Annotated in this window: 21 protein-coding genes and 1 tRNA gene; 12 read left to right on the top strand and 10 right to left on the bottom strand. The window is 65.1% G+C overall.

The genetic code is table 11. The features are described 5' to 3' along the window. Nucleotides 1–312: an Mpo1-like protein gene (locus AC1TXO_RS08100; protein WP_486405832.1), complete on the top strand. Its 312-nt coding sequence runs from the start codon at nt 1–3 to the stop codon at nt 310–312. 9 nt (nt 313–321) lie between these two features. On the opposite strand, the gene AC1TXO_RS08095 is transcribed toward AC1TXO_RS08100, so the two are convergent. Further along, nucleotides 322–1,134 (bottom strand): UDP-2,3-diacylglucosamine diphosphatase, encoded by an 813-nt coding sequence (locus tag AC1TXO_RS08095; protein WP_486405831.1) that lies wholly within the window; start codon nt 1,132–1,134, stop codon nt 322–324. Between the two features lie 161 nt (nt 1,135–1,295). On the opposite strand from AC1TXO_RS08095, the gene AC1TXO_RS08090 reads away from it, so the two are divergent. Both AC1TXO_RS08090 and AC1TXO_RS08085 read left to right on the top strand, forming a co-directional pair. Further along, entirely contained in the window at nt 1,296–2,066 is a 771-nt protein-coding gene (locus AC1TXO_RS08090) for a helix-turn-helix transcriptional regulator (protein WP_486405830.1), read from the top strand. Nucleotides 2,067–2,201: 135 nt separating this feature from the next. Further along, nucleotides 2,202–3,092, top strand: coding sequence for a DMT family transporter (locus tag AC1TXO_RS08085; RefSeq protein ID WP_486405829.1), 891 nt, complete (start codon nt 2,202–2,204; stop codon nt 3,090–3,092). Here the strand turns inward: AC1TXO_RS08085 and AC1TXO_RS08080 are convergent, their stop codons facing one another. Further along, a complete protein-coding gene (locus AC1TXO_RS08080) occupies nt 3,093–3,374 on the bottom strand; it encodes an Rdx family protein (RefSeq protein ID WP_486405828.1) in 282 nt (93 codons plus the stop codon). A gap of 69 nt (nt 3,375–3,443) precedes the next feature. Between AC1TXO_RS08080 and AC1TXO_RS08075 the strand changes: the two genes are divergently transcribed. The 3 genes from AC1TXO_RS08075 (at nt 3,444) to AC1TXO_RS08065 (ending at nt 6,587) form a co-directional block, all read left to right on the top strand. Next, nucleotides 3,444–5,630 carry a patatin-like phospholipase family protein gene (locus AC1TXO_RS08075; protein ID WP_486405827.1) on the top strand — a complete coding sequence of 729 codons (2,187 nt, stop codon included), beginning with the start codon at nt 3,444–3,446 and terminating at the stop codon, nt 5,628–5,630. 80 nt (nt 5,631–5,710) lie between these two features. Next, entirely contained in the window at nt 5,711–6,103 is a 393-nt protein-coding gene (locus tag AC1TXO_RS08070) for a hypothetical protein (protein ID WP_486405826.1), read from the top strand. 1 nt (nt 6,104) lies between these two features. Next, complete coding sequence (locus tag AC1TXO_RS08065; RefSeq protein WP_486405825.1) at nt 6,105–6,587, top strand: GreA/GreB family elongation factor; 483 nt, start codon at nt 6,105–6,107, stop codon at nt 6,585–6,587. Nucleotides 6,588–6,614: 27 nt separating this feature from the next. On the opposite strand, the gene AC1TXO_RS08060 is transcribed toward AC1TXO_RS08065, so the two are convergent. Further along, nucleotides 6,615–7,550, bottom strand: coding sequence for a LysR family transcriptional regulator (locus AC1TXO_RS08060; protein WP_486405824.1), 936 nt, complete (start codon nt 7,548–7,550; stop codon nt 6,615–6,617). Nucleotides 7,551–7,671: 121 nt separating this feature from the next. Between AC1TXO_RS08060 and AC1TXO_RS08055 the strand changes: the two genes are divergently transcribed. After that, nucleotides 7,672–8,421 (top strand): 3-oxoacyl-ACP reductase family protein, encoded by a 750-nt coding sequence (locus tag AC1TXO_RS08055; RefSeq protein WP_486405823.1) that lies wholly within the window; start codon nt 7,672–7,674, stop codon nt 8,419–8,421. A 35-nt stretch (nt 8,422–8,456) separates the two neighbouring features. Here the strand turns inward: AC1TXO_RS08055 and AC1TXO_RS08050 are convergent, their stop codons facing one another. The 5 genes from AC1TXO_RS08050 to AC1TXO_RS08030 are packed head-to-tail and all read right to left on the bottom strand — an operon-like array spanning nt 8,457 to nt 14,748. Further along, a complete protein-coding gene (locus tag AC1TXO_RS08050) occupies nt 8,457–9,803 on the bottom strand; it encodes a TolC family outer membrane protein (RefSeq protein ID WP_486405822.1) in 1,347 nt (448 codons plus the stop codon). 10 nt (nt 9,804–9,813) lie between these two features. Continuing rightward, nucleotides 9,814–11,106: an HlyD family type I secretion periplasmic adaptor subunit gene (locus AC1TXO_RS08045; protein ID WP_486405821.1), complete on the bottom strand. Its 1,293-nt coding sequence runs from the start codon at nt 11,104–11,106 to the stop codon at nt 9,814–9,816. After that, complete coding sequence (locus AC1TXO_RS08040; RefSeq protein ID WP_486405820.1) at nt 11,103–12,824, bottom strand: type I secretion system permease/ATPase; 1,722 nt, start codon at nt 12,822–12,824, stop codon at nt 11,103–11,105. The genes AC1TXO_RS08045 and AC1TXO_RS08040 overlap by 4 nt, the downstream gene beginning before the upstream one ends. Before the next feature lie 37 nt (nt 12,825–12,861). Further along, a complete protein-coding gene (locus AC1TXO_RS08035) occupies nt 12,862–13,239 on the bottom strand; it encodes an AprI/Inh family metalloprotease inhibitor (RefSeq protein ID WP_486405819.1) in 378 nt (125 codons plus the stop codon). Nucleotides 13,240–13,290: 51 nt separating this feature from the next. After that, nucleotides 13,291–14,748 carry a serralysin family metalloprotease gene (locus AC1TXO_RS08030; protein ID WP_486405818.1) on the bottom strand — a complete coding sequence of 486 codons (1,458 nt, stop codon included), beginning with the start codon at nt 14,746–14,748 and terminating at the stop codon, nt 13,291–13,293. A gap of 437 nt (nt 14,749–15,185) precedes the next feature. Between AC1TXO_RS08030 and AC1TXO_RS08025 the strand changes: the two genes are divergently transcribed. The 3 genes from AC1TXO_RS08025 (at nt 15,186) to AC1TXO_RS08015 (ending at nt 18,869) form a co-directional block, all read left to right on the top strand. Continuing rightward, on the top strand, nt 15,186–15,563 hold the full coding sequence (locus AC1TXO_RS08025) for a hypothetical protein (RefSeq protein ID WP_486405817.1): 378 nt from the start codon (nt 15,186–15,188) through the stop codon (nt 15,561–15,563). A gap of 174 nt (nt 15,564–15,737) precedes the next feature. Beyond that, on the top strand, nt 15,738–17,870 hold the full coding sequence (locus AC1TXO_RS08020; RefSeq protein WP_486405816.1) for a TonB-dependent siderophore receptor: 2,133 nt from the start codon (nt 15,738–15,740) through the stop codon (nt 17,868–17,870). Between the two features lie 114 nt (nt 17,871–17,984). Beyond that, nucleotides 17,985–18,869: a LysR family transcriptional regulator gene (locus AC1TXO_RS08015; protein ID WP_486405815.1), complete on the top strand. Its 885-nt coding sequence runs from the start codon at nt 17,985–17,987 to the stop codon at nt 18,867–18,869. A 74-nt stretch (nt 18,870–18,943) separates the two neighbouring features. On the opposite strand, the gene AC1TXO_RS08010 is transcribed toward AC1TXO_RS08015, so the two are convergent. Together AC1TXO_RS08010 and AC1TXO_RS08005 are read right to left on the bottom strand one after the other, a co-directional pair. Then, on the bottom strand, nt 18,944–19,732 hold the full coding sequence (locus AC1TXO_RS08010; RefSeq protein WP_486405814.1) for an SDR family NAD(P)-dependent oxidoreductase: 789 nt from the start codon (nt 19,730–19,732) through the stop codon (nt 18,944–18,946). A gap of 186 nt (nt 19,733–19,918) precedes the next feature. Beyond that, nucleotides 19,919–20,008: transfer RNA gene (locus AC1TXO_RS08005), tRNA-Ser, on the bottom strand. Between the two features lie 288 nt (nt 20,009–20,296). On the opposite strand from AC1TXO_RS08005, the gene AC1TXO_RS08000 reads away from it, so the two are divergent. Next, nucleotides 20,297–20,986 carry a crotonase/enoyl-CoA hydratase family protein gene (locus AC1TXO_RS08000; protein WP_486405813.1) on the top strand — a complete coding sequence of 230 codons (690 nt, stop codon included), beginning with the start codon at nt 20,297–20,299 and terminating at the stop codon, nt 20,984–20,986. 129 nt (nt 20,987–21,115) lie between these two features. Continuing rightward, nucleotides 21,116–21,835, top strand: a complete 720-nt coding sequence (locus AC1TXO_RS07995; RefSeq protein ID WP_486405812.1) for a lysophospholipid acyltransferase family protein — start codon at nt 21,116–21,118, stop codon at nt 21,833–21,835. Nucleotides 21,836–21,839: the final 4 nt, after the last annotated feature.

Below are 21,839 nucleotides of genomic sequence, written 5' to 3'. Positions count from 1 at the left end.
ATGAACAGCACAGCGCAGTTTCGCAGTTTTGCCGAGTTCTACCCTTACTATCTGGGCGAGCACGCCAACCCGACCTGCCGACGCCTGCACTTCGTCGGCACCAGCCTGGTCATCGCCCTGCTGGCGTACACCATCGGCAGTGGCAAGTGGCTGTTGCTGCTGGCGATCCCCTTGGCCGGCTACGGCTTCGCCTGGGTCGGGCACTTCTTTTTCGAGAAGAACCGACCGGCGACCTTTACCTATCCGCTGTACAGCCTGATCGGTGATTTCGCCATGTTCCGCGATATCCTGCGGGGCAAGATCAGCCTCTGAGCGCCTGTTCTAGACCGGCTCGCCCGCGGTGGCCAGGCGCTCGGCTTGCCGCGCCTGGGCATCGGCCAGCCGGTACAGCTCGATCTGGCCGTCCCAGTGCTCGATCAGCGCGGTGCACGACTCGACCCAGTCGCCGCAGTTGAGGTACTCCACCTCCCCCACCTTGCGGATCTCGGCGTGGTGGATATGCCCGCAGACCACGCCCTGGAAGCCCCGGCGCGTGCATTCGTGGGCGATGGCATCCTCGAAGTCGCTGATGAAGTTCACCGCTCCCTTGACCTTGTGCTTGAGGTACGCCGACAGCGACCAGTAGCCGTACCCGTAGCGGGCGCGCCAGTGGTTGAGCCAGCGATTGAGCACCAGGGTGAATTCGTAGGCGCGGTCGCCGAGGAATGCCAGCCAGCGGTGATAGCGGGTGATCACGTCGAACTGGTCGCCGTGCACCACCAGCAGCCGCCGGCCATCGGCGGTCAGGTGCTCGGCCTCGTCCACCAGCTGGATGTTGCCCAGGATCAGCTTGGAGTAGCGGCGCAGGAATTCGTCGTGGTTGCCGGTGACGTAGATCACCTCGGTGCCACGCTTGCTCATGGTCAGCAGCCGCCGGATCACGTTGGTGTGCGCTTGCGGCCAGTACACGCCGCTGCGCAGCTTCCAGCCGTCGATGATGTCGCCGACCAGGTAGATACGGTCGGCCTGGTAACCCTTGAGGAATTGCGACAGATGCTCGGCCTGGCAATCCCGGGTACCCAGGTGCACATCGGAGATCCACAGCGTGCGTACACGCTGCTTGCGTGACGGACGGACAAATTCGGCGTGTGTCATGGGGCGGCCTCCGGCGCTGTTTGCAGGAGACTGGCAGGTACCGATGACAGGTTGGTGGCAGTCTTGTGACGAGTGATGGAGCCTTTTCGCGGGCAGGTCGGGGCGCGCGCGAAAAGGCCGGTGCAATTTCCACGGTGATACACTGCATCTCTGTTCCAAGGATGTCCCTCATGGCCGCTCCGATCCTGTCCCTGCGCCACTACCGCGACGAGCTGCTCGCCCACAGCCACGAACATCCGCAACTGGTGTTCGGCCTGCATGGGCGCCTGGATTTCGAGGTGCAGGGTCAAGGCGCACGCATCGACCGCCAGGGCCTGATCGTGGTCCCGGCCGGCTTTCATCACACCTGCGCCAGCGACACCGGCAGCCACTGCCTGGTGCTGGACATTCCCGGCGAGCCCTGGCTGCACGAGCAGATGGGTGGCCACGCCGAGGCCAGCCACCGCCTGCTCGAGCGCCCTGCCGCCCTGCTGCTCGATGGCCGCCAGCAACAACTGGTGGACTGGCTCGCCGCCAGCCCCATGGACGACCCGCTGATCGGTCGTCAGGGCGCACTGCTTTTGCTGGCCAGCCTGAACACCGCCGCCGCCACGCCCGCTCCGAGCAGACGCCTGCCCTACGCCGCCTTCGACGCCCATATCGAACGCCACACCGCCCACCCGTTGCAGGTGGCCGACCTGGCGCGGCTGGCCGGGCTGTCCGCTGCCCGGCTGCATGCACGGTTCGTCGAGGAGTGCGGCATGACGCCGATGGACTACATCCGCCAGCGGCGCCTGCTCAAGGCACGTCGGTTGATCGAGCAGACGCTGCTGCCCATGGGCGAGATCGCCGCGCAGGTCGGCTACAGCTCGCAAAGCGCGTTTGGCGCGGCGATGCTCCGGGCGTTCGGTCGCACGCCCCTGGCGCTGCGGCGAGAGTCTGGCGACAACTGACGCCAGGTTGGCGACAGAATCTGTTTTCCCTGAGCTCTACACTGTCGGTGCTGGCCCCTTCGCGGGCGGACCCGCTCCGGCAACTGCCCGTGAACGCGCCAGCACGCCAGCAAAGACCTCGAGCAAGGACTCATCATGAACCACCGTACCGCCCTCGGCGCGCTGCACATCGGCGCATTGTTCTTCGGCCTCACCGGCGTCTTCGGCAAGCTGGCCGCCAGCGCCACGCCCTCGGTCATCGTCTTCGGCCGCGCGCTGTTCGCCGTGCTGGCCCTGGCGCTGTTCGCCGGCCTCGCACGCCAGGGCTGGCAGCGGCTCGCAGCCCAGGACCTGCGTCGCCTGCTGCTCGGCGGCCTGCTCCTGGCCGGTCACTGGGTGAGCTTCTTCATCGCCGTGCGGGTCGGCGGCGTGGCCATCGCCACCCTGGGCTTTGCCAGCTTCCCGGCCTTCACCGTGATCCTCGAAGGGGTGCTGTTCCGCGAACGCATCCGCCGCAACGAAGCGCTGCTGGTGCTGCTGGTCAGCATTGGCCTGGTACTGGTCACGCCGGATTTCGACCTGGCCAGCGAGGCCACCGGCGGCCTGCTCTGGGCCCTGCTGTCGGGATTGCTGTTCTCGCTGCTGTCGCTGACCAACCGCGCCGGCTCCGGTCGCCTGCCCGCGGTTCAGTCGGCACTGTGCCAGAACCTGGTGGTCGGCCTGTGCCTGCTGCCCTTCGCCCTGCCCGGCCTGGGCGCGGTCAAAGCCATGGACTGGCTGTGGATCGCCCTGCTCGGCATCTTCTGCACGGGCGTGGCGCACAGCCTGTTCGTCGCCAGCCTTGCAGTGATCAAGGCGCGCACCGCCTCGGTGGTGTTCGGCATGGAGCCGGTCTACGGCATCGCCGTGGCCTGGATGGTGTTCGCTGAAACGCCCACCCTGCGCATGCTCGCCGGCGGCGCGCTGATCATCTTCGCCATCGTGCTCTCCAGCCGGCTGTCGGCCGAGCAACCGCCGCGGCGCGAAAGCCTGGCCGAAGGCGCCTGATCAACGATCGTTGTGCCCCAGGTCGCGCTGCGGGTCGATATGGTCGCGCACCCGCTGCTTGAGCACCTTGGCTTCAGGGAAACCACCGTCGGTCTTGCGCTCCCAGATCTGCGTGCCGTCGCAGGTGATGCGAAACACCCCGCCGGTGCCCGGTTCCAGAGCCACACGGCCAAGGTCGTCGGTGAAGGTGCTGAGCAACTCCTGCGCCAGCCAGGCAGCACGCAGCAGCCACTGGCACTGCGTGCAATAAGTGATGACGATTTCGGGCTTGGCATTGGCCATGGGCAAACATCTCCTGCGCGGGTGAGCCGCTTATACTAGCGGTCTTTGCCCAACGCTTTGAGACTCACGATGCATCGTCTGCTGTTATGCCTGTTGCTGACGCTCACCTCCTTCTGCACCCTGGCCGCGGAGGCAGCCCGCCCCAAGGTCGGCCTGGTGCTGTCCGGCGGCGCCGCCCGCGGCCTCGCCCACATCGGCGTGCTCAAGGCCCTGGAGGAACAGGGCGTGCGTATCGACGCCATCGCCGGCACCAGCATGGGCGCGGTGGTCGGCGGCCTGTACGCCTCCGGCTACAGCGTCGAGGAGCTCGAGCACCTGGCGCGCACCCTCGACTGGCAGCAGGCGCTCTCCGACGCCCCGCCGCGCAAGGATGTGCCGTTCCGGCGCAAGCAGGATGACCGCGACTTCCTGGTCAAGCAGAAGCTGAGCTTTCGCGACGACGGCAGCCTCGGCCTGCCGCTGGGCGTGATCCAGGGCCAGAACTTGTCGCTGCTGCTGGAAAGCAAGCTGGCCCACACCGCCGACATTCGCGACTTCGACAAGCTGCCGATCCCGTTTCGCGCCGTCGCTACCGACATCGCCAGCGGCGAGAAGGTGGTGTTCCGCCGTGGCCACCTGCCGCAGGTGGTGCGCGCCAGCATGTCGATCCCGGCGGTGTTCGCCCCGGTCGAACTCGATGGACGCTTGCTGGTAGACGGCGGCATGGTCGACAACATCCCGCTGGACGTGGTGCGCGAGATGGGCGTGGACATGGCCATCGTGGTCGACATCGGCACACCGCTGCGCAACCGCAAGCAACTGGCGACCGTGGTGGATGTGCTCAACCAGTCGATCACCCTGATGACCCGGCGCAACTCCGAGGAGCAACTGGCCAGTCTGCGTCGCGAGGACATCCTCGTGCAGCCGCCGCTGGCGTCCTTCGGCGTTACCGACTTCGGTCGCGCCCAGGACATGATCGACGCCGGCTACCGCGCCACCCGCGCGCTCGACACACGCCTGGCAGGCTTGCGCCAGGCCGAAGGCGACAGCTCGCTTGCGGTGGCCCGCTCGCCACGCCAGCGCACCCCGGTGATCACCGCGATCAAGGTCGAGAACGACTCCAAGGTCAGCGACGACGTGATCCGCTACTACATCCGCCAGCCGATCGGCGAGCCGCTGGAGCTCGAGCGCCTGCAAACCGACATGGGCACCCTCTACGGCCTGGACTACTTCGACCGCGTGCAGTATCGCGTGGTGCACAAGGGCGATGACAACACCCTGGTGATCAACGCCCGTGGCAAGACCGGCGGTACCGACTACCTGCGCCTGGGCCTGAACCTGTCGGACGACATGCGCGGCGACAGCGCCTTCAACCTCGGTGCAAGCTACCGGGTAAACGGCATCAACCGCCTGGGTGCCGAATGGCTGACCCGCGCGCAGATCGGTGACCAGCAGGAGCTCTACAGCGAGTTCTACCAGCCGCTGGACGTCGGTTCGCGCTATTTCGTCGCACCCTACCTGGCACTCGGCTCGCAGAACATCGAGGCCACCCTGGACAACGACCCGGTGGCCGAATACCGCCTGGAGCGCTATGGCTTCGGCCTGAACTTCGGGCGCCAGATCGGCACCTACGGCGAAGTGCGGCTAGGCGTGGGCAAGGCCTGGGGCGAAGCCGAGGTGCGCATCGGCGCCCAGGACCTGCCCAAGGTCAGCTTCAACGAAGGCTTCTATGAACTGAAGTATTCGTTCGACACCCTCGACAACGTGTACTTCCCGCACAGCGGCGAAGACATCGGCCTGACCCTGCGCAAGTACGACCGTTCGCTGGACTCCGACACCGACTACCGCCAGTGGCAGTTCCATATCGACAAGGCCCTCAGCCATGGACCGAACACCTGGGTGCTCGGTGGGCGCTACGGACGCTCTCTGGACGACGCCGAGGTGGTGACTTCGAGCTTCGTGCTCGGCGGCGCGCGGCAGTTGTCGGGCTTCCGCCAGGATTCGGTGTCAGGCCAGAACATCAGCCTGATGCGCATGGTCTACTACCGCCGCCTGACTCCGCGCGCCTACCTGCCACTGGACTTCCCGCTGTACCTGGGTGGCTCGCTGGAACGTGGGCGGGCCTGGAACAACGGCAACGACTTCGACAGCGGCTACATCAACGCCGCCAGCATCTTCCTGGGCCTGGATACGCCACTGGGGCCGGTCAACATCAGCTACGGCGCCAACAGCGAGCACCAGAAGGCGGTGTACCTGAATCTTGGCAATACGTTCTGAGCCGGATCGATGATGCGCTGAACCAACAGCAATCCACCGTGCGACAATGCCCGAACGATTCATCTTGCAAGGAGGCCACCATGCCCCGCCGCCATGAACTGAAGATCACCCTCAAGCCCCTGCAGTTGATTGTCTGCGTGGCCTTCGGCCTGTGGCTCGGCGCCGTGGCCATTGCCCTGAGCCTGTGGCTGGCCTGGCAGTTGTGGCCCCAGCAGGTGGAGCCGCTGGCCCGGGCAGCGGCGCCGGCACACATCGCCCCTGTGCCTGCCGCCGCGCCACAGGCGCAACCGGCCGACGCCCAGCAAGCGATGTTCGAGCGCTACAAGGAGATCCTGCACGAACAGCAGGCGCAACAGGCCATCGAAGCCGACCCGCGTAACCTGAACAACCCCAAGTGCCAGTTCTGGCTGCAGCAGAACCGCAACGCGCCGACCGACAAGAGCCAGGCCAACGTGCTGGAGTTCTGTAACTGACATGGACAAGGCCACCCTGCTCACAGGCATCGTCGAGGCACTGGAGCTCGACATGGAAGTGTTGCGCCAAGCCGCCCAGACGGCCTACGAAACCGCCACCGCCGAAGAGAACATCGCCGAGAACAAGTACGATACACTGGGGCTCGAAGCCTCCTACCTCGCCACCGGCCAGGCGCGCCGTACTGCCGAGATCCGCCAGGCACTGCTGAGCTACCAGCAGTTGGTGCTGCGCGACTACGATCCGGCGCGCGGGATCCAGCTCAGCAACCGGGTGACGCTGGAGGATGAGCAGGGCCGTCGGCAGCAGCTGTTTCTCGGCCCCGAAGGCGCCGGGCTGAAGATCGGCGAAGGCCCTGGGCAGGTTACCGTGATCACCCCGCGCTCACCGCTGGGCCAGCAGTTGATCGGCAAGAAAGTGGATGACGAGGTGAGCCTGGTGCTCGCCGGGGTGACTCAGCTGCAGTTCATCGTCGACGCCGACTGACGGCCGCTGCGCGGCCGCAGTTCCGGTTCATGCGCCCCCGGCCAGGGCATCGAACCGCCGGGCCAGCCCCTGGGCCTCGAAACAGGCCACCAGGTAATCGATGAACGCCCGGGTCTTGCCCGGCAGCAGCTTGCGCTCGGCGTAGTAAAGGCTGACGTGGCCATCATCCACGTACCAGTCCGGCAGCACCCGGCACAAACGCCCGCTGGCGAAATACGGCACGGCGAACGGCAGGCTCACCAGGGCGATGCCCAGCCCCTGCTCGGCTGCCGCGCAGGCCGCATCCGAGTCGCTCATGGTCATTGCCTGACGCAGTTGCAACGGATGCTGCTGCTCGGAGCGACTGGTCAGCGGCCATGAACGCACGCGACCGGTCTGCGGCGAGCGGATCAGGATGCCGTCGTGCACGGGCAATTGCTCAGGCGCCAGGATCGGTGCATGCCGCTCCAGGTACTCGGGAGCTGCGACCAGCACCCGATGCGCGGGCGCCAGCTTGCGCGCAACCACCCCCGGGGGCAGATCGAAACCACCGCCGATGGCGGCATCGAAGCCCTGGCCGATCAGGTCGACCTGGCGGTTATCGAAATGCCAGTCCGGGGTGATCGCCGGATACCGGCGCAAGAACTCACCGAGCAGCGGCAACACGTACAGCCGCCCGAACACGATGCCCATGCTGACCCGCAGCACCCCGGCTGCCTGGCCCTCGATGCTGGCAAGGTTGGCTACGGCATACTGAATGGTGCGGAAACTCTCGGTGATCTCGCCGAGAAAACAACGACCGGCTTCGGTCAGCGTCAGCTTGCGCGTGCTGCGCTGGAACAGCCGTACCCCCAGGCGCGCCTCCAGCTGGGCGACGTTCTTGCCCACTGCCGCAGGCGTCAGCGACAGGCGCCGGGCGGCTTCGGCAAAACTGCCGACTTCGGCGCTGGTGATGAAGCATTCGAGGCTGCTGAAGGATTCCATCTGCGATTCCCAACCAGAAGTTTACTCTGACACAAAGAATTACCATCTTATCAAGGCGTAATCATCATCCGATACTGGCGTCATCCAAGGCATTCAGCCTTGCTCGCTTCAGGAGAGCAGCATGTCCCAAGTATCCAGTCTCGAAGGCAAGGTCGCCCTGGTCCAGGGCGGTTCGCGCGGCATCGGTGCCGCCATCGTACGGCGTCTGGCCCGCGAGGGCGCGCAGGTGGCGTTCACCTACATCAGCTCGGCGGGCCCGGCCCAGGCGTTGGTCGAGCAGATCGAGGCCGAGGGCGGTCAGGCCCTGGCCCTGCACGCCGACAGCGCCGATGCCAAGGCGATACAGCTGGCGGTGAACGACACGGTGAAGGCCTTCGGCCGCATCGACATCCTGGTCAACAACGCCGGGGTGTTGGCGGTGGCACCGGTCACCGAGTTCGACCTCGACGAATTCGACCGGATGCTGGCCATCAACGTGCGCAGCGTGTTCGTCGCCAGCCAGGCCGCTGCCCGGCACATGGGCCAGGGCGGCCGGATCATCAACATCGGCAGCACCAACGCCGAGCGCATGCCCTTCGCAGGCGGCGCCCCCTACGCCATGAGCAAGTCGGCGCTGGTCGGCCTGACCCGCGGCATGGCCCGTGACCTTGGCCCGCAGGGCATCACCGTCAACAATGTGCAGCCCGGCCCGGTGGACACCGACATGAACCCGGCCAACGGCGATTTCGCTGAAAGCCTGGTGCAATTGATGGCCATCGGACGCTACGGGCATGCCGATGAAATCGCCAGCTTCGTCGCTTACCTGGCCGGCCCTGAAGCCGGCTACATCACCGGGGCCAGCCTGTTGGCCGACGGCGGTTTCGCCGCCTGAGCCAGCCGGAGCAGGAGCAGCCCGCCGGCTGCTCCTCAACCGCCCGCGACCACGAAAGCCTCGTCCACCCGCGCCAACTGCGCTTCGCTCAAGGTCCCCGCCTGGTAATGCAGTTTTATCCAGGCCAACAGGTAGTCGTAGCGCGCCCGAGCGAGGTCGCGTCGGGTGGTCGCCAGTTGCTGTTCGGCATTGAGCACATCCAGGTTGACCCGTTCCCCCCCCTGCACGCTCTTGCGCGTCGACACCACCAGCGCCTCGGCCGCCTGCAGTGCCCGCTGGTAGGCACGCAGACGACTGGCCCCGGACTCACAGGCGTTGTACTGCTTGCGCAGCTCGATCAGGGTCGTGCGGGTATTGCCGTCGAGCTCGTATTCGGCCTGCTCCAGGTGGCGGCTGGCCTGACGGGTCGAGGCGCTGACGCCGCCGCCGGCGAACAGCGGCAGGCTGATCTCGATGCCGACGGTATTGGTATCGTAGCGCTGGTTGTAGGTGTTGCCGCTGTCCGACTCCTGGCGCCGCGAGGTAGCGAAGGCGTTGACCTTGGGCAGGTGCCCGGCACGGTTGCGCTCGACCTCGTAGCGCGCCACTTCCAGTGCATGACGCTGCGAACCGAGCTGCGGATTGCTGGCCAGGGCCAGCGATTGCCAGGCCTCATAGCTGACGGGCGTGACCTGCGGCAAGGCGAAACCACTGCGCAGCGGCGCCAGTTCGTCGATGCGCACCGCCGGCTCGCCGATCAGTGCACCGAGTTCGCGCAGGGCGGCATCTTCATCGTTACGCGCCTGGATCTCCTCGGCATCGGCCAGTTCGAAACGGGCCTGGGCCTCGAGGATATCGGTCCGCGTGCCCTCGCCGGCCTGGAACAGCCGCTGGTTCTGCTGGAACTGCTGACGATAGGCCTGCTTGCTGGCCACGCTGATGGCGATCTGGTCCCGCGCGTACAGGGCCTGGGTATAGCTGGTCATTACCCGTACCAGCAACTGCTGGCTCTGGTCGCGGAAACTTTCGTCGGCGAACAGCGCCTGGGCCACGCCCTTGCGGTAGGCGGCATAGGCTTCGTAGTCGAACAGCGGCTGCTGGAGGATGAAGGTCGAACCGTAGCTGTCATAGCGCCGGTCTTCACTCGAGCGACGTGAATCCCCCAGGTAGGTGGCCTTGGAGTCGTTGCGACCCTTGTTGTAGTTGTAGGACAGGTTGGGCAGCAAGGCGGCGCGACCGATGGCCCGGTATTCCTGGCCGGCCTCGCGGGCCTTGAAGGCCGCGAGGTAGGTCGGATCGCGGCGCAGTGCCTGCTCGTAGACCTGGAACGGCCCCATGCCGGCCTGGGCCGCGACTGGCAGCATCGCCAGGGCGGCCAGCAGGCCGAGTGCAGATGACTTCATTGCAGCGTCCTCATTGTTCGGTCAAGGCGCTGCCGGCTCGGTCGAGCAGGGGCTTGAACAGGTAGTTGAGCAGCGAGCGCTCGCCGGTACGCACGAACAGCTCGGCCGGCATGCCCGGACGGATCGACAGGCCCTGCAGGCGTGCCAGCGCTTCTTCGCTGACCGTACTGCGCAGCACGTAGTACGGCTGGCCGCTGCGCTCATCGAGCAACTGGTCGGCCGACACCAGCGCCACCTCGCCCGTGACCCGTGGCGTGCGGTTCTGGTTGAAGGCGGTGAACAGGATGTCGACCGGCAACTGCGGCGCGACCTTGTCCACCAGGTTCACCGGCAGACGCCCCTCCACCTCCAGCGCCGTGCCCTGGGGCACGATCTCCAGCAAGGTGTCGCCTGCCCGCACGACCGCACCCTCGGTATGCACGCCCAGGTTGACGGCGATGCCGTCGGCCGGCGCCAGGATCTCGCTGTGGCGCAGCTCGAAGCGTGCCGAGTTGAGCTGCTGCTCGAGGGTGGCGGTCTTGACCTGGGCCTCGGCCAACTGCGTGCGCACCTCTTTCTGGTATTCCTCGCGGCGCTGCTGCAGGTTGAGCCGGGCCTCGACGATGCCCTGCTCCAGGCGCGCACTGTCGCCGGCGTTCTGCGCCAGGTCGCGCTGCACCTGGGACAACTGGCGCTGGTACTCGAGCACGCGATTGCGTGGAATGTAGCCGTCACCGGCCAGCGGGCGCAGGTTGTCCAGCTGCTCGCGCAGGGAATCGGCCTGGGCCTGCAGGTCGCCGCGCGCCCGGCGCATGCCGCCCAGTTGCGCCTGCGAGCCGTCGATGCTGGCCGACAGCGCGGCCTGCTCGCGGGCCAGGGCCTGGCGACGGCTGTCGAACAATTGCCGCTGGCCTTCCAGGACCAGGCCCAGTTGCGCGTCGGTGTCATCCGACAGCTGCGACGGAAACTGCACCTGCGCTGCGTTATCCCGCTCCCCGCGCCAGCGCGCCAGGCTGGCCTGGGCCATGCGGTACTGGGCCTGCAGTGCTTCGACATCGGCCTGCACCTGGGTGCGGTCGAGACGGAACAACGGCTCGCCCTGGCGCACCGCCTGGCCTTCGCTGACCAGTATGCGGCTGACCACCCCGGCAGCCATCGACTGCACCGCCTTGCGCTTGCCCGACACCACCACGGTGCCCTGCACCGCCACGCCCTGGTCGAGCGGCGCCAGGCTGGCCCAGGCCATGAAGCCGCCAAAACCCAGCAGGGTCAGCAGCCAACCCAGGCGCACATGAAAACGGGCATCCCTTGTCGCGCGGTTCATGCACCACCTCCGGCTTGCAGCGGACGCTGGGCAGTGCCCTGCCCTAGCGCCTGAAGAATGTCGCGGGCCGGACCGAAGGCCTGCATCCGCCCTTCGTTCATCACCAGCAGCTTGTCGGCCTGGGCCAGCGCCGCCGAGCGATGGGTCACCAGCACCACGGTGCGGCCCAGCACCTTGAGCTGGACGATGGCGTTGGCCAGCGCCGCTTCGCCCAGGCTGTCGAGATTGGAATTGGGTTCGTCGAGCACGATCAGGCACGGATTGCCGTAGAGCGCCCGGGCCAGAGCGATGCGCTGCTTCTGGCCGCCGGAAAGGTCGCCACCGTCCTCGCCCAGGCGGGTGTCGTAGCCCTGCGGCAGGCGCAGGATCAGCTCGTGCACACCGGCCAGGCGCGCAGCCTCCACCACCTTGTGGCCGTCCAGTTCGCCGAAGCGGGCAATGTTCTCGGCAATGCTGCCACGCAGCAGCTCGATGCTCTGCGGCAGGTAGCCGATGTGCGGGCCGAGCGCATCGCGATCCCACTGGGCCAGCTCGGCGCCGTCCAGGCGCACATGGCCCGCCAGCGGTTGCCAGACCCCCACCAGCAGCCTGGCCAAGGTCGACTTGCCGGACCCCGAGGCCCCCAGCACACCCAGCACCTCACCCGCTGCCAGGGCGAAACCGACCTGTTGCAGGGTGGCCAGTTTGCGCCCGGGCGGCCCACCACTGAGCTGCTCCACCAACAGCTGCCCGCTCGGTGCCGGCAGCGGCATCGGTGCAGGTGGTTCGGGATGTTCCTGCAGCAAATTCTCCAGCCGTCTGTAGGCCAACTGCGCGCCGCTCCATTGCTTCCACACCGCGATGAGCTGGTCGATCGGCGCCAGCACGCGACCCATCAGAATGGAGCCGGCGATCATCATGCCCGGGGTCATCTGGCCTTCGATCACCAGCAGCGCACCAAGCCCCAGCACCAGCGATTGCAGGCACAGGCGCAGCGCCTTGCTGGTCGCGGTGATCATCGCCGAGGTATCGCTGGCGCGGTTCTGCAGTTCCAGAAACCGCCCGTGCAGGCTGAACCAGCGTTGGCGCAGGGCGCCAAGCATGCCCATGGCCTGGATGCTCTCGGCATTGCGCAACTGGCTGCCGGCCAGGCTGCTCGATTGCTGCTGCAGGCTGCTCGCCTCGGCCAGCGGACGCTGGGTCAGGCGCTCGTTGAGCACTGCAAGCAGCACCAGCAGCAGCGCACCGGCGCTGGCCAGCACACCCAGCCAGACGTTGAACAGGAAGATTACCGCCAGGTACACCGGAAACCACGGGGCATCGAAGAAAGCGAACAGCGCAGGGCCGGTGACGAACTGGCGCACCTGGGTCATGTCGTTCAAAGCCTGACCCGCGGCACCGTCACCCTGGCGCAAGTTGCGCTCGAAGGCGGCGCGATAGATCCTGAGGTTGAAACGCTGTTCCAGTTGTTGGCCAACCCGAATCACGATGAAACTGCGCACGGCTTCCAGGACACCCATATAGATGAAGAAACCCACCACCATCAGGGTCAACATCCACAAGGTCGTTTCATTCTGCGAAGTGAGGACTCGGTCGTACACTTGCAACATATAAATAGAGGGCACCAGCATGAGGATATTGATCAGCGCGGTAAAACACCCGACGCTGATCAAGGTCGATTTGAATTCGCCAAGTGCCGCCCACAAAAGTGCGCCGGGCCTGTTGCTCGGAAGTTTCATGTTTCGCCCTTACTGTCGATATAACCGGCTGGCGGGTTTAATTATCCAGGCGTTCCAGCACCAGGGTGCTGCCCGACGCTGAAGTCCAGGTATAACGACCGGCGCCCTGGCGACTGAAGTGCACTGCGGTGCTGCCATCACCGGCCACGAAGGCCAGGGTATCGGGGGTGACCAACCAGCTGCCCGGCCGTACCCCGAGCAGCGCTTCGGCACAGGCCAGGTCGCCTGCCAGCGAACCCTCGCTGGCTGTCAGGTTCAGTCGGCAGGCGTCGGCCTGCTGCTGTTGTGGATAAAGCTGCCAGCGTCCGGCCAGTTGCGCAGCGTTGGGGAGTAGCAGGCTGCTCGCCATACCTACCTCGGTCATCGACATCAGGGAAATCGCGCCCAGCACGATCATCGGTTTGCGTGTTCGCATCCATCCACCTCCGGTGGCAGGGAGCGGCCCGCGTGAGCCGCTCCCGCCCCGTCAGACCACGATATCCGTGGCGACGGCCTGACCCACGGTGGTCACCAGGAAGTCAGCGAGGCTGTTTCCGGTGAAGTCGATGGACAGGCTGCCCAGGTTGGTGGCCTGGTCATAGCTCAGGATCGCCTCGCCGGCATGTCCGCTGAAGGCACTGACGAACTCTAACGGCAGCTTGCCCTGGGAAAACGCCGAGATGGCCGACAGATCGATCTTGTCCTGGCCGCTGACGAAATCCATGATCCGGTCCGGCGCCTTGGCCGTCGAATCGCTGATGGCGGCATAGACGAAGGTGTCTGCACCGCTGCCACCCCAGAGGGTGTCAGCCCCGCCACCGCCGTAGATGATGTCGTTGCCGGCACCACCCTTGAGCACGTTGGCCACCGCGTTGCCGATCAGCAGGTCGTTGCCCGACCCACCGATGGCGTTCTCCACGGTCACGCCCTTGGCGATCGACACGTTACCGATCATGCCACCTACATCGGAGAACGACGCCTCGTTGAGGTTGATCTTCTGGTTCTGGGTGAACCCGGAGAAGTCCAGGGTATCGTTGCCGCCACCGTCCCACACGCTGAACACCAGCTTCGACGACGCCGAGGTGGCCGAGTAGAAGTCGCGGTCGGCGGTGGAGTTGAAGCCGTACACGGTATCGCCCGAACGCGTGGCGTAGTTGGCGCCGTAGAGCTTCTGGATCGCCGCGATATCGTCCATCAGGGGTGCCGAGGCGTAGTACTGCCCACCACCCTTGACGAAGTTCTGCGCGGTGTTGCTCTCGCTCCAGTAGCTCATGACGCTGTAGCCGCGGGTGTCCTGTGCGTACGAAGCGTCACGGTAGCTCGGGTTGCCCTCGCCGGCGTTGTAGTCGCCGGGGTGGGACAGACCGAGCACGTGGCCGATTTCGTGGGTCAGGGTCTGGCGGCCGTAGTTGCCGGTGTCCGGGTTGATGTTCACCTGGTAGCCGTTGTTGATCAGGTACCACGACTCGCCCTTGTGCGAGCCTCGGCCGTCGAACGGCAGGTAGGCGAACGCCGCCCCGCCGTTGCTGGCGCTGAAGTTGCCGAAGGTCATGTGGCCGTCACCGCCGGAGGCGGCCTCGGTGAAGCTCAGCTTGGCCACATCGGCCCAGGACTCCATGGCCAGCTTGGCCTGGGCCTTCTGCTGGTTGCTGAACTGGCTGAAGCTGCCCAGGCCACGGCTGACGAAATCTGCCGGTGCCTTGGTCAGGAAGGTGTAGGTCAGGCTGATGGTGCCGTCCTTGTTCAAGTCCTTCCAGGACGCCCCGTCGCGCAGCAGCTGAGTGGCGGCCTGGTCGACGGTGAACGAGGGTTTGCCATTGATGTTCGCGCCACCGCGGTCGTACTGGTGGGCGAAGCTGTTGATCAGCCCGAAGGCCGAACTCGGCCCGTTCGGTTGCAATACCGAAGCGGCGGAAACAACAGCGTTTGCTTTGACTTTCGACATGCAGACACTTCCTTGTTTGCGGAAATAGTTCGACAGGAACGCTCAAACTTTCGGCGAGAGCATCCTGTCACTCGCCCTTGTGAGGCGCAAAAAAACTGACACATTCTGAAACTTTCTGTCCAGTGTTTTTTGACGTCAATCTTCCGAACGGACAATCAACAACTGCGCCGCTGTTATTTGCGCAAATTGTTTATACGCAGGCGTATTGGAGAGTACCCATAGTCCAGATAATGACTGGCCGGTTTATTATTCAAGGCCAGGAAGTTTTATTATGAAAACGCGACGTCGCACTGGTGATTGCGCGTCGTCGTTCGTTAATGGCCTCGGGGCTCGCGACAACCGGTCGCACGACCCTCCGTCGCCTGGCCGTTGACTTGCCGAGGGGCGCGGCGCTCAGTAGATGCTGGTCACAGCCCTTCCACTGACAGGACGACACAATGACAAGACTCACGGTGCAATCCGGCGATTTCTTGCAAGGTGAAGGCGAGTATCGCAACGGATCGCTCACACTCAAGACCCCTCGCAGTCCCTCCCCCGGGGAGCGCATCTCGCTGGCACGGGTCAAGGACCTCAGGCTTGCCAGCCTGGAATCGAACCGCAGCCTCGGCGCTGCCCTCGGCTGGGGCGTGGCCGGCGCCCTGGTGGCCGGCCCGGTCGGCCTGCTGGCCGGCCTGTGGCTCGGCGGCAAGGAGGAAGAGGCCACCTTCCTCGCCACTTTCAAGGATGGTCGCAAGCTGCTGGCCATCACCGACGGCAAGACCTGGTCGAAGATCGACGACACCTGGCGCCAGCGTCAGCGCTCGGCCGCCAGGTAAAACGATCGGGTTCGAGTTCGTCTGACTGATCGAGGTGTTCTTTTCGCGGGCAAGCTCGCGAAAAGAACACCGCACAGCCCCTGACACCCCTGCTACCATTGCGCCCCCTTTGCCAACCGCCCCACCGGCTGCAGCCGGAGCATACCGGCGCGTCCGCCTTCCAAGGAGCCTTGCATGACCCCGCTTCGCCCCCGCCTGCCCCTCGGCCTGCTTGGCCTGGGCCTTGCGCTGCATGCTGGCCAGGGTCTGGCCGATGAACGCGTGACCCTCGCCCCCTTGCAGGTCACCGAGCGCAGCGGCGACGACGGCTATCAACCTCGCGAAGCCCAGGTCGGCGGCTGGCATGCCGCGCCGCTGCTCGATACTCCGGCCTCGGTCAGCGTATTCAGCCGTCAACTGCTCGACGACCGCCAGGTGCGCCTGCTCAGCGAGGTGCTGCAAAGCGATGCCTCGGTCGGCGAAAGCTACGCGCCGATCGGCTACTACGAGAACTTCAACGTGCGCGGCTTCGAGCTCAATGCCGCCAGCAGCTACCGGATCAACGGCCAGACCATCGCCGGCGAGCAGAACGTGGCCCTCGAGAACAAGCAGCAGGTCGAACTGCTCAAGGGGCTGTCGGGCCTGCAGAGCGGCGTGTCCGAACCCGGCGGGCTGGTCAACTACGTGACCAAGCGCGCCGAGGATGTACGCAGCGTCACCGTCTCGACCAACGAACAGGGCGAGCGCTACCTGGCCACCGACCTGGGCGGCTGGTTCGGCAGCGAAAAACAGTTCGGCCTGCGCGCCAACCTGGCCCACGAAGATATCCGCAGCTACGTCGACCACGCCGACGGCAAGCGCGACTTCGCCTCCCTGGCCTTCGACTGGCAGATCAACCCCGACGCCACCCTGCAGCTCGACGCCGAGTACCAGCACCGCGAACAACGCTCGGTGCCTGGCTACCAGTTGCTCGGCGGCACCCAGGTGCCCCACGGCATCGACCCTGACGACCGCCTGGCCTACCAGCACTGGGCCAAGCCTGTGCAGAACGATTCGCTGAACCTGGGCGGGCGTTTCGAGTACCGCTTCAGCGAGGCCTGGACCGGCACCCTCAGCGCGTCGCGCAGCAAGGTGGTGATCGACGACTACAGCGCGTTCGCCTGGGGCTCCGGCGACGATGCGTTCTTCTCCGACAGCGGCGACTACGGCATCTACGACTTCCGCAGCCCCGACGACACACGGCGCACCGACGAACTCCAGGCCACCCTCGAAGGGCATTTCGATGCCTTGGGCGTCGGCCATGAGCTGACGGTTGGCAGCAGCGCTCAGCGCCGCACCCTGGATCAGCGTCCGTACTACAACGAGTGGCTGGGCAGCGGAAACATCTACACCGGTGCGCCGGCGCTGGATCCGTCCGACAAGCCGGTCGGCCATAGCGAACGCCGCCTGGACAGCCGTCAGTACGGCCTGTTCATCAGCGACCGCATCAGCTTCAACGAGCAATGGCAGACCGTGCTCGGCGCCCGCGAAGTGCGCCTGGACGAAAAGACCTGGGACGAAACCGGCGCGCCCGGTCGCCATACCCGCCAGTACCAGTTGCTGCCCAATGCAGCCCTGATCTACAAGCCGCAAGCGGACACCACGCTGTATGCCAGCTGGTCCAAGGGCCTGTCGGCCGGCGGTACTGCACCCTGGTTCGCCAGCAACGCTGCCGAGATCCTTGCCCCGACCCTGTCGCGTCAACTGGAAGTGGGCATCAAGCGCGACTGGAAAGGCATGAGCCTGAGCGCCGCGCTGTTCCAGATCCGCCAGGCCTACCAGTACGCCCGTCCGCAAGACAGCGGGCGTCCGATCTACGTGCAGCAGGGCCAGCAGAAGAACACCGGCCTGGAGCTGGGCGCCAGCGGCTGGGTGACCTCGAACCTGCAACTGCAGGCCAGCGCCGCGGCGATTCGCGCCCGGGTGCAGAACAGCGGCACCGACGCCTACGAAGGCCATCAGGCGATCAACGTACCGCGCCTGCGTGCCGCGCTGCAGGCCGAGTACAACCTGCCGGTACCAGGCCTGGCATTGCTCGCCGGTGCCCGCTACAGCGCCAGCAAATATGCCAGCCAGGCGGGCAACGTCGAGGTCGGCGGCTACACGGTATTCGATATCGGCAGCCGCTACCGTACCCGCATCGGTGACTACGACACCGTGCTGCGCCTGAGCGTCGACAACCTGTTCGACAAGCGCTACTGGCGCGACGTGGGCGACTACCTCGGTGACAACTATCTGTTCCAGGGTGCGCCACGCACAGCGCGGTTGTCGGCTTCGGTCAGTTTCTGACCCACTCCACGGAAACTCCGGTACACAGGGTAATGCTGTTCACTTAAGATCCTCGGGGCCGCTTTGCGGCCCATGCCGCCATATTCAGGCATCCACCTTTGAACAGCCGACGTAATGGACAGACTCGACGCTCTTCGTATCCTGATCGACATCGACGACCTGGGTAGTTTCTCGGCCGTCGCTCGATCTCGCGCGGTTTCCGCCTCGACGATCACCCTGATGATCCAGCAGCTCGAGGCGCAGATGGGGGTGCGCCTGATTACCAGAACCACCCGCAAGCTGACCTTCACCTACGAGGGCAACCTGTTGCTGCAGGCCGCCAGGAGCATGCATGCGACCTGGGATGCGGCCGTCGGTGACATCACCCAACAGGATGACCTGCAAGGCCCCATTCGCGTCACGGTCAACAACGATTTCGGTCGCCGCAGCCTGTTGTCCGTGGCGGATGACTTCATGGCCTGCCACCCCAAGGTACAACTGACGCTGCTGTTCAGTGACGGCCTCGAAAACCTGCTGGATCAAGGTATCGATGTCGCCATTCGCAGCGGACCACTCGAGAACTCGCGGCTCAAGGCCAAGCTGTTGATCCGTGGCAAGCGGGTGGTGTGCGCCTCACCACAGTATTGGCGCACCCACGGAAAGCCCGGCCATCCCCAGGCACTCACCCAGCATAACTGCATGATCCTTTCACGCAACGGCGCACCGTTGTCGATCTGGAACTTCCGGGTGGAGGGAAAGCGCCTGTCGGTGAAGGTAACCGGTGACCGGGTCGTCAATGACGGCGCGGTACTTCGACAATGGGCAGTCGAAGGCAAGGGCGTCATTATCAAGAACGAATGGGATATTCGCCTGGAACGCGAAGCCGGCACGCTGGAAGTTGTGCTGGACGACGCAGTGGAAGAGCGCGCCGATTTATATGCGGTTTATCCAAAAGATATTCCCAATCGACGAACGCTGGCCTTTATCGAGTTTCTTTCAGGCAGGCTTTCGGGCAACTGATTCTTGCGCCACGGCGACGCCCACCGGCCAATGCAGGTAGGCGTCGCCGTTTCATTCAGGCCGGTGGAAGGGCGTCAGAAGGCGCTCCTGACCACCCCGCCATCGACCCGCAGCGCCGCGCCAGTGGTCGCCGAAGCCGCTTCCGAGCACACATAGGCCACCATGTTGGCAACCTCCTCGGGGGTGGTGAAGCGCTTCAACAACGAACTGGGGCGGGCCTGTTCGAAGAAGGTCTTCTCGAAGTCATCGAACGACTGCCCGCCGGAGAGTTTGTCGACGAAGTCGCTGACGCCCTCGGAGCGGGTCGGCCCAGGCAACACCGAATTGACCGTGACCCTGGTGCCGGCGCAAGACTCGGCCAGACCGCGCGACAAGGCGAGCTGCGCAGTCTTGGTCATGCCGTAGTGGACCATCTCGACCGGGATCTGGATCGCGCTCTCGCTGCTGATGAACACCATGCGCCCCCAGTTGCGCTGCTTCATGCCCGGCAGGTAGGCACGGGCCAGGCGCACACCGGACATGACGTTGATGTCGAAGAAGTGCTGCCAGTCGCTGTCGGGAATCTCCTCGAACGGCTTGGGATCGAAGATGCCCAGGTTGTTGACCAGGATCTCGACGTCCGGATGCTGGCGCACCAGGGTATCGATGGCTTCGGCCTGTGACAGGTCGCCGGCGAAACCGAAGACCTTCGCCGCAGGCACTTGCCCTTGCAGCCGGGCGATGGCGTCGCCGACAGAGGCCTCGGTACGGCCATTGAGGATCACCCGGGCACCTTCGCGGGCGAGGATGACCGCCGTGGCGAAGCCGATGCCCTTGGTCGAACCGGTCACCAGCGCCAGCTTGTTTTCAATTTGATAGTTCATGCAGGACCTCAGTATCAATCGTGTGGGATCGATGCTACTGAGCAGTGGGCGGCATGATAATCGGCGCAAGCTCCAATTCATTCTTCGGGATCGTCGAATGATCGGAGCCGCCGTTTGGGACAGGCCGACTCGGCGTGAAAACGAAAAACCCCGTAAATCGATGATTTACGGGGTTTTCGTGGAATGTGGCGGTGAAGAAGGGATTTGAACCCTTGATACGATTTCTCGTATACACACTTTCCAGGCGTGCTCCTTCGACCACTCGGACACTTCACCGGATCTCTTCAAGCTATTCAGCCTGTCGAGGCGCGCTAATTTAGTAGAAGACCTTTCCTTTGGCAAGCATTTTTTTCAGAATTTTCATGCGCTTAAGCCTCGCCCCGGAAAAACCCGGCCAGCCAGGGCAATGCTGCCAATCTGGCCTGTGCTTTTTCCACGCCCACCCGCCTGCCCTGCTGCGCCAGGGCGTGCGTGGCACAGGCTGACCAGCCGGTCAGCCTTGGCGCTTTACCTGGCCCGCGCGGCTGGGTAACGTCATCGCCACGCCACCCAAAGGACTCTGTCATGAGCGAGCTGATTACCTACCACGCCGAAGACGGCATCGCCACCCTGACCCTGAACAACGGCAAGGTCAATGCGATCTCCCCCGACGTCATCACCGCCTTCAATACCGCGCTGGACCGCGCCGTGGAGGAACGCGCGGTGGTGATCATCACCGGCCAGCCGGGCATTCTCTCCGGCGGTTATGACCTGAAGGTGATGACCGCAGGGCCGCGCGAGGCGATCGAGCTGGTCACCGCCGGATCGACCCTGGCCCGCCGCCTGCTTTCGCACCCCTTCCCGGTGGTGGTCGCCTGCCCTGGCAACGCCGTGGCCAAGGGTGCATTCCTGCTGCTGTCTGCCGACTACCGCATCGGCGTCGAAGGGCCCTACAAGATCTGCCTGAACGAGGTGCAGATCGGCATGACCATGCACCACGCCGGCATCGAGCTGGCGCGCGACCGCCTGACCCGCTCGAGCTTCCAGCGCTCGGTGAACAACGCCGAGGTGTTCGACCCGCACGGGGCGGTAGTGGCCGGTTTCCTCGACAAGGTGGTCCCGGCCGAGCAGTTGCAGGAAGCGGCGTTGAGCGCGGCGCGGGAGCTGAAGAAGCTCAACATGCTGGCGCACAAGAACACCAAGCTCAAAGTGCGCAAGGCGCTGCTGGAGACCCTCGACAAGGCGATCGAGGCCGACAAGGGCCACATGGGCTGAAACCAGCCCCCGCAGCGGCAACGCGCCGCTGCGCAATGGCCAGGGCACGGCAGCGCCCTGGCCACAGGTTTGCCCCCGACCAGTGCACAGTCGTACACTGCGCCGCGACTGTCTGGTGTGAGCCTTACCATGCTCTATATGCTTCGCATGCTCCTTCTGGCGCTGCACTTCCTGCTGGTCGGCGCTGTCGGCCTGGTCATCGGCCTGTGCCGCCCCTTCAATCCCGACAACAGCCGCCTGTTCGCCCGCCTCTACAGCGTGCCGGCTGCCTGGTTCATGGGTATCCGGGTCAAGGCCGAAGTCGGCCCTTTGTGGGACCAGCCACCGGGCTGCGTGATCGTCGCCAACCACCAGTCCAACTATGACCTGTTCATCCTGGGCCAGGTCGTCCCGCAGCGTACCGTGGCCATCGGCAAGAAAAGCCTGGGCTGGATTCCCCTGTTCGGGCAGCTGTTCTGGCTGGGCGGCAACGTCCTGGTCGACCGCAAGAACGCCTACCAGGCGCGCAAGGCCCTGCAACTGACCACGCGGATCCTGCGCGACGGCACCTCGATCTGGATCTTCCCGGAAGGCACGCGCAATCCGTCCGAGCAACTGCTGGCCTTCAAGAAAGGTGCGTTCCACATGGCCGTGGAGGCCGGTGTGCCGATCGTGCCGGTGTGTGTAAGCCGCTACTCCAGGCGCCTGAGCCTGAACAGCTGGCGTCGACGCACCGTGATCGTCCGTTCCCTGCCGCCGATCAGCACCCAGGGGCTGGGCCAGCAGGACGTGCCTGCGCTGATGGAGCAGTGCCGGACGCAGATGCAGCACAGCATCGAGCGGATGGAGCGGGAATTGCCGCAGGCCTGAGCCA

This window comes from Pseudomonas sp. FA117, assembly GCF_057370475.1.
The sequence above is the reverse complement of the archived record's forward strand: the minus strand, read 5'-3'. Positions and strand labels throughout refer to the sequence as shown.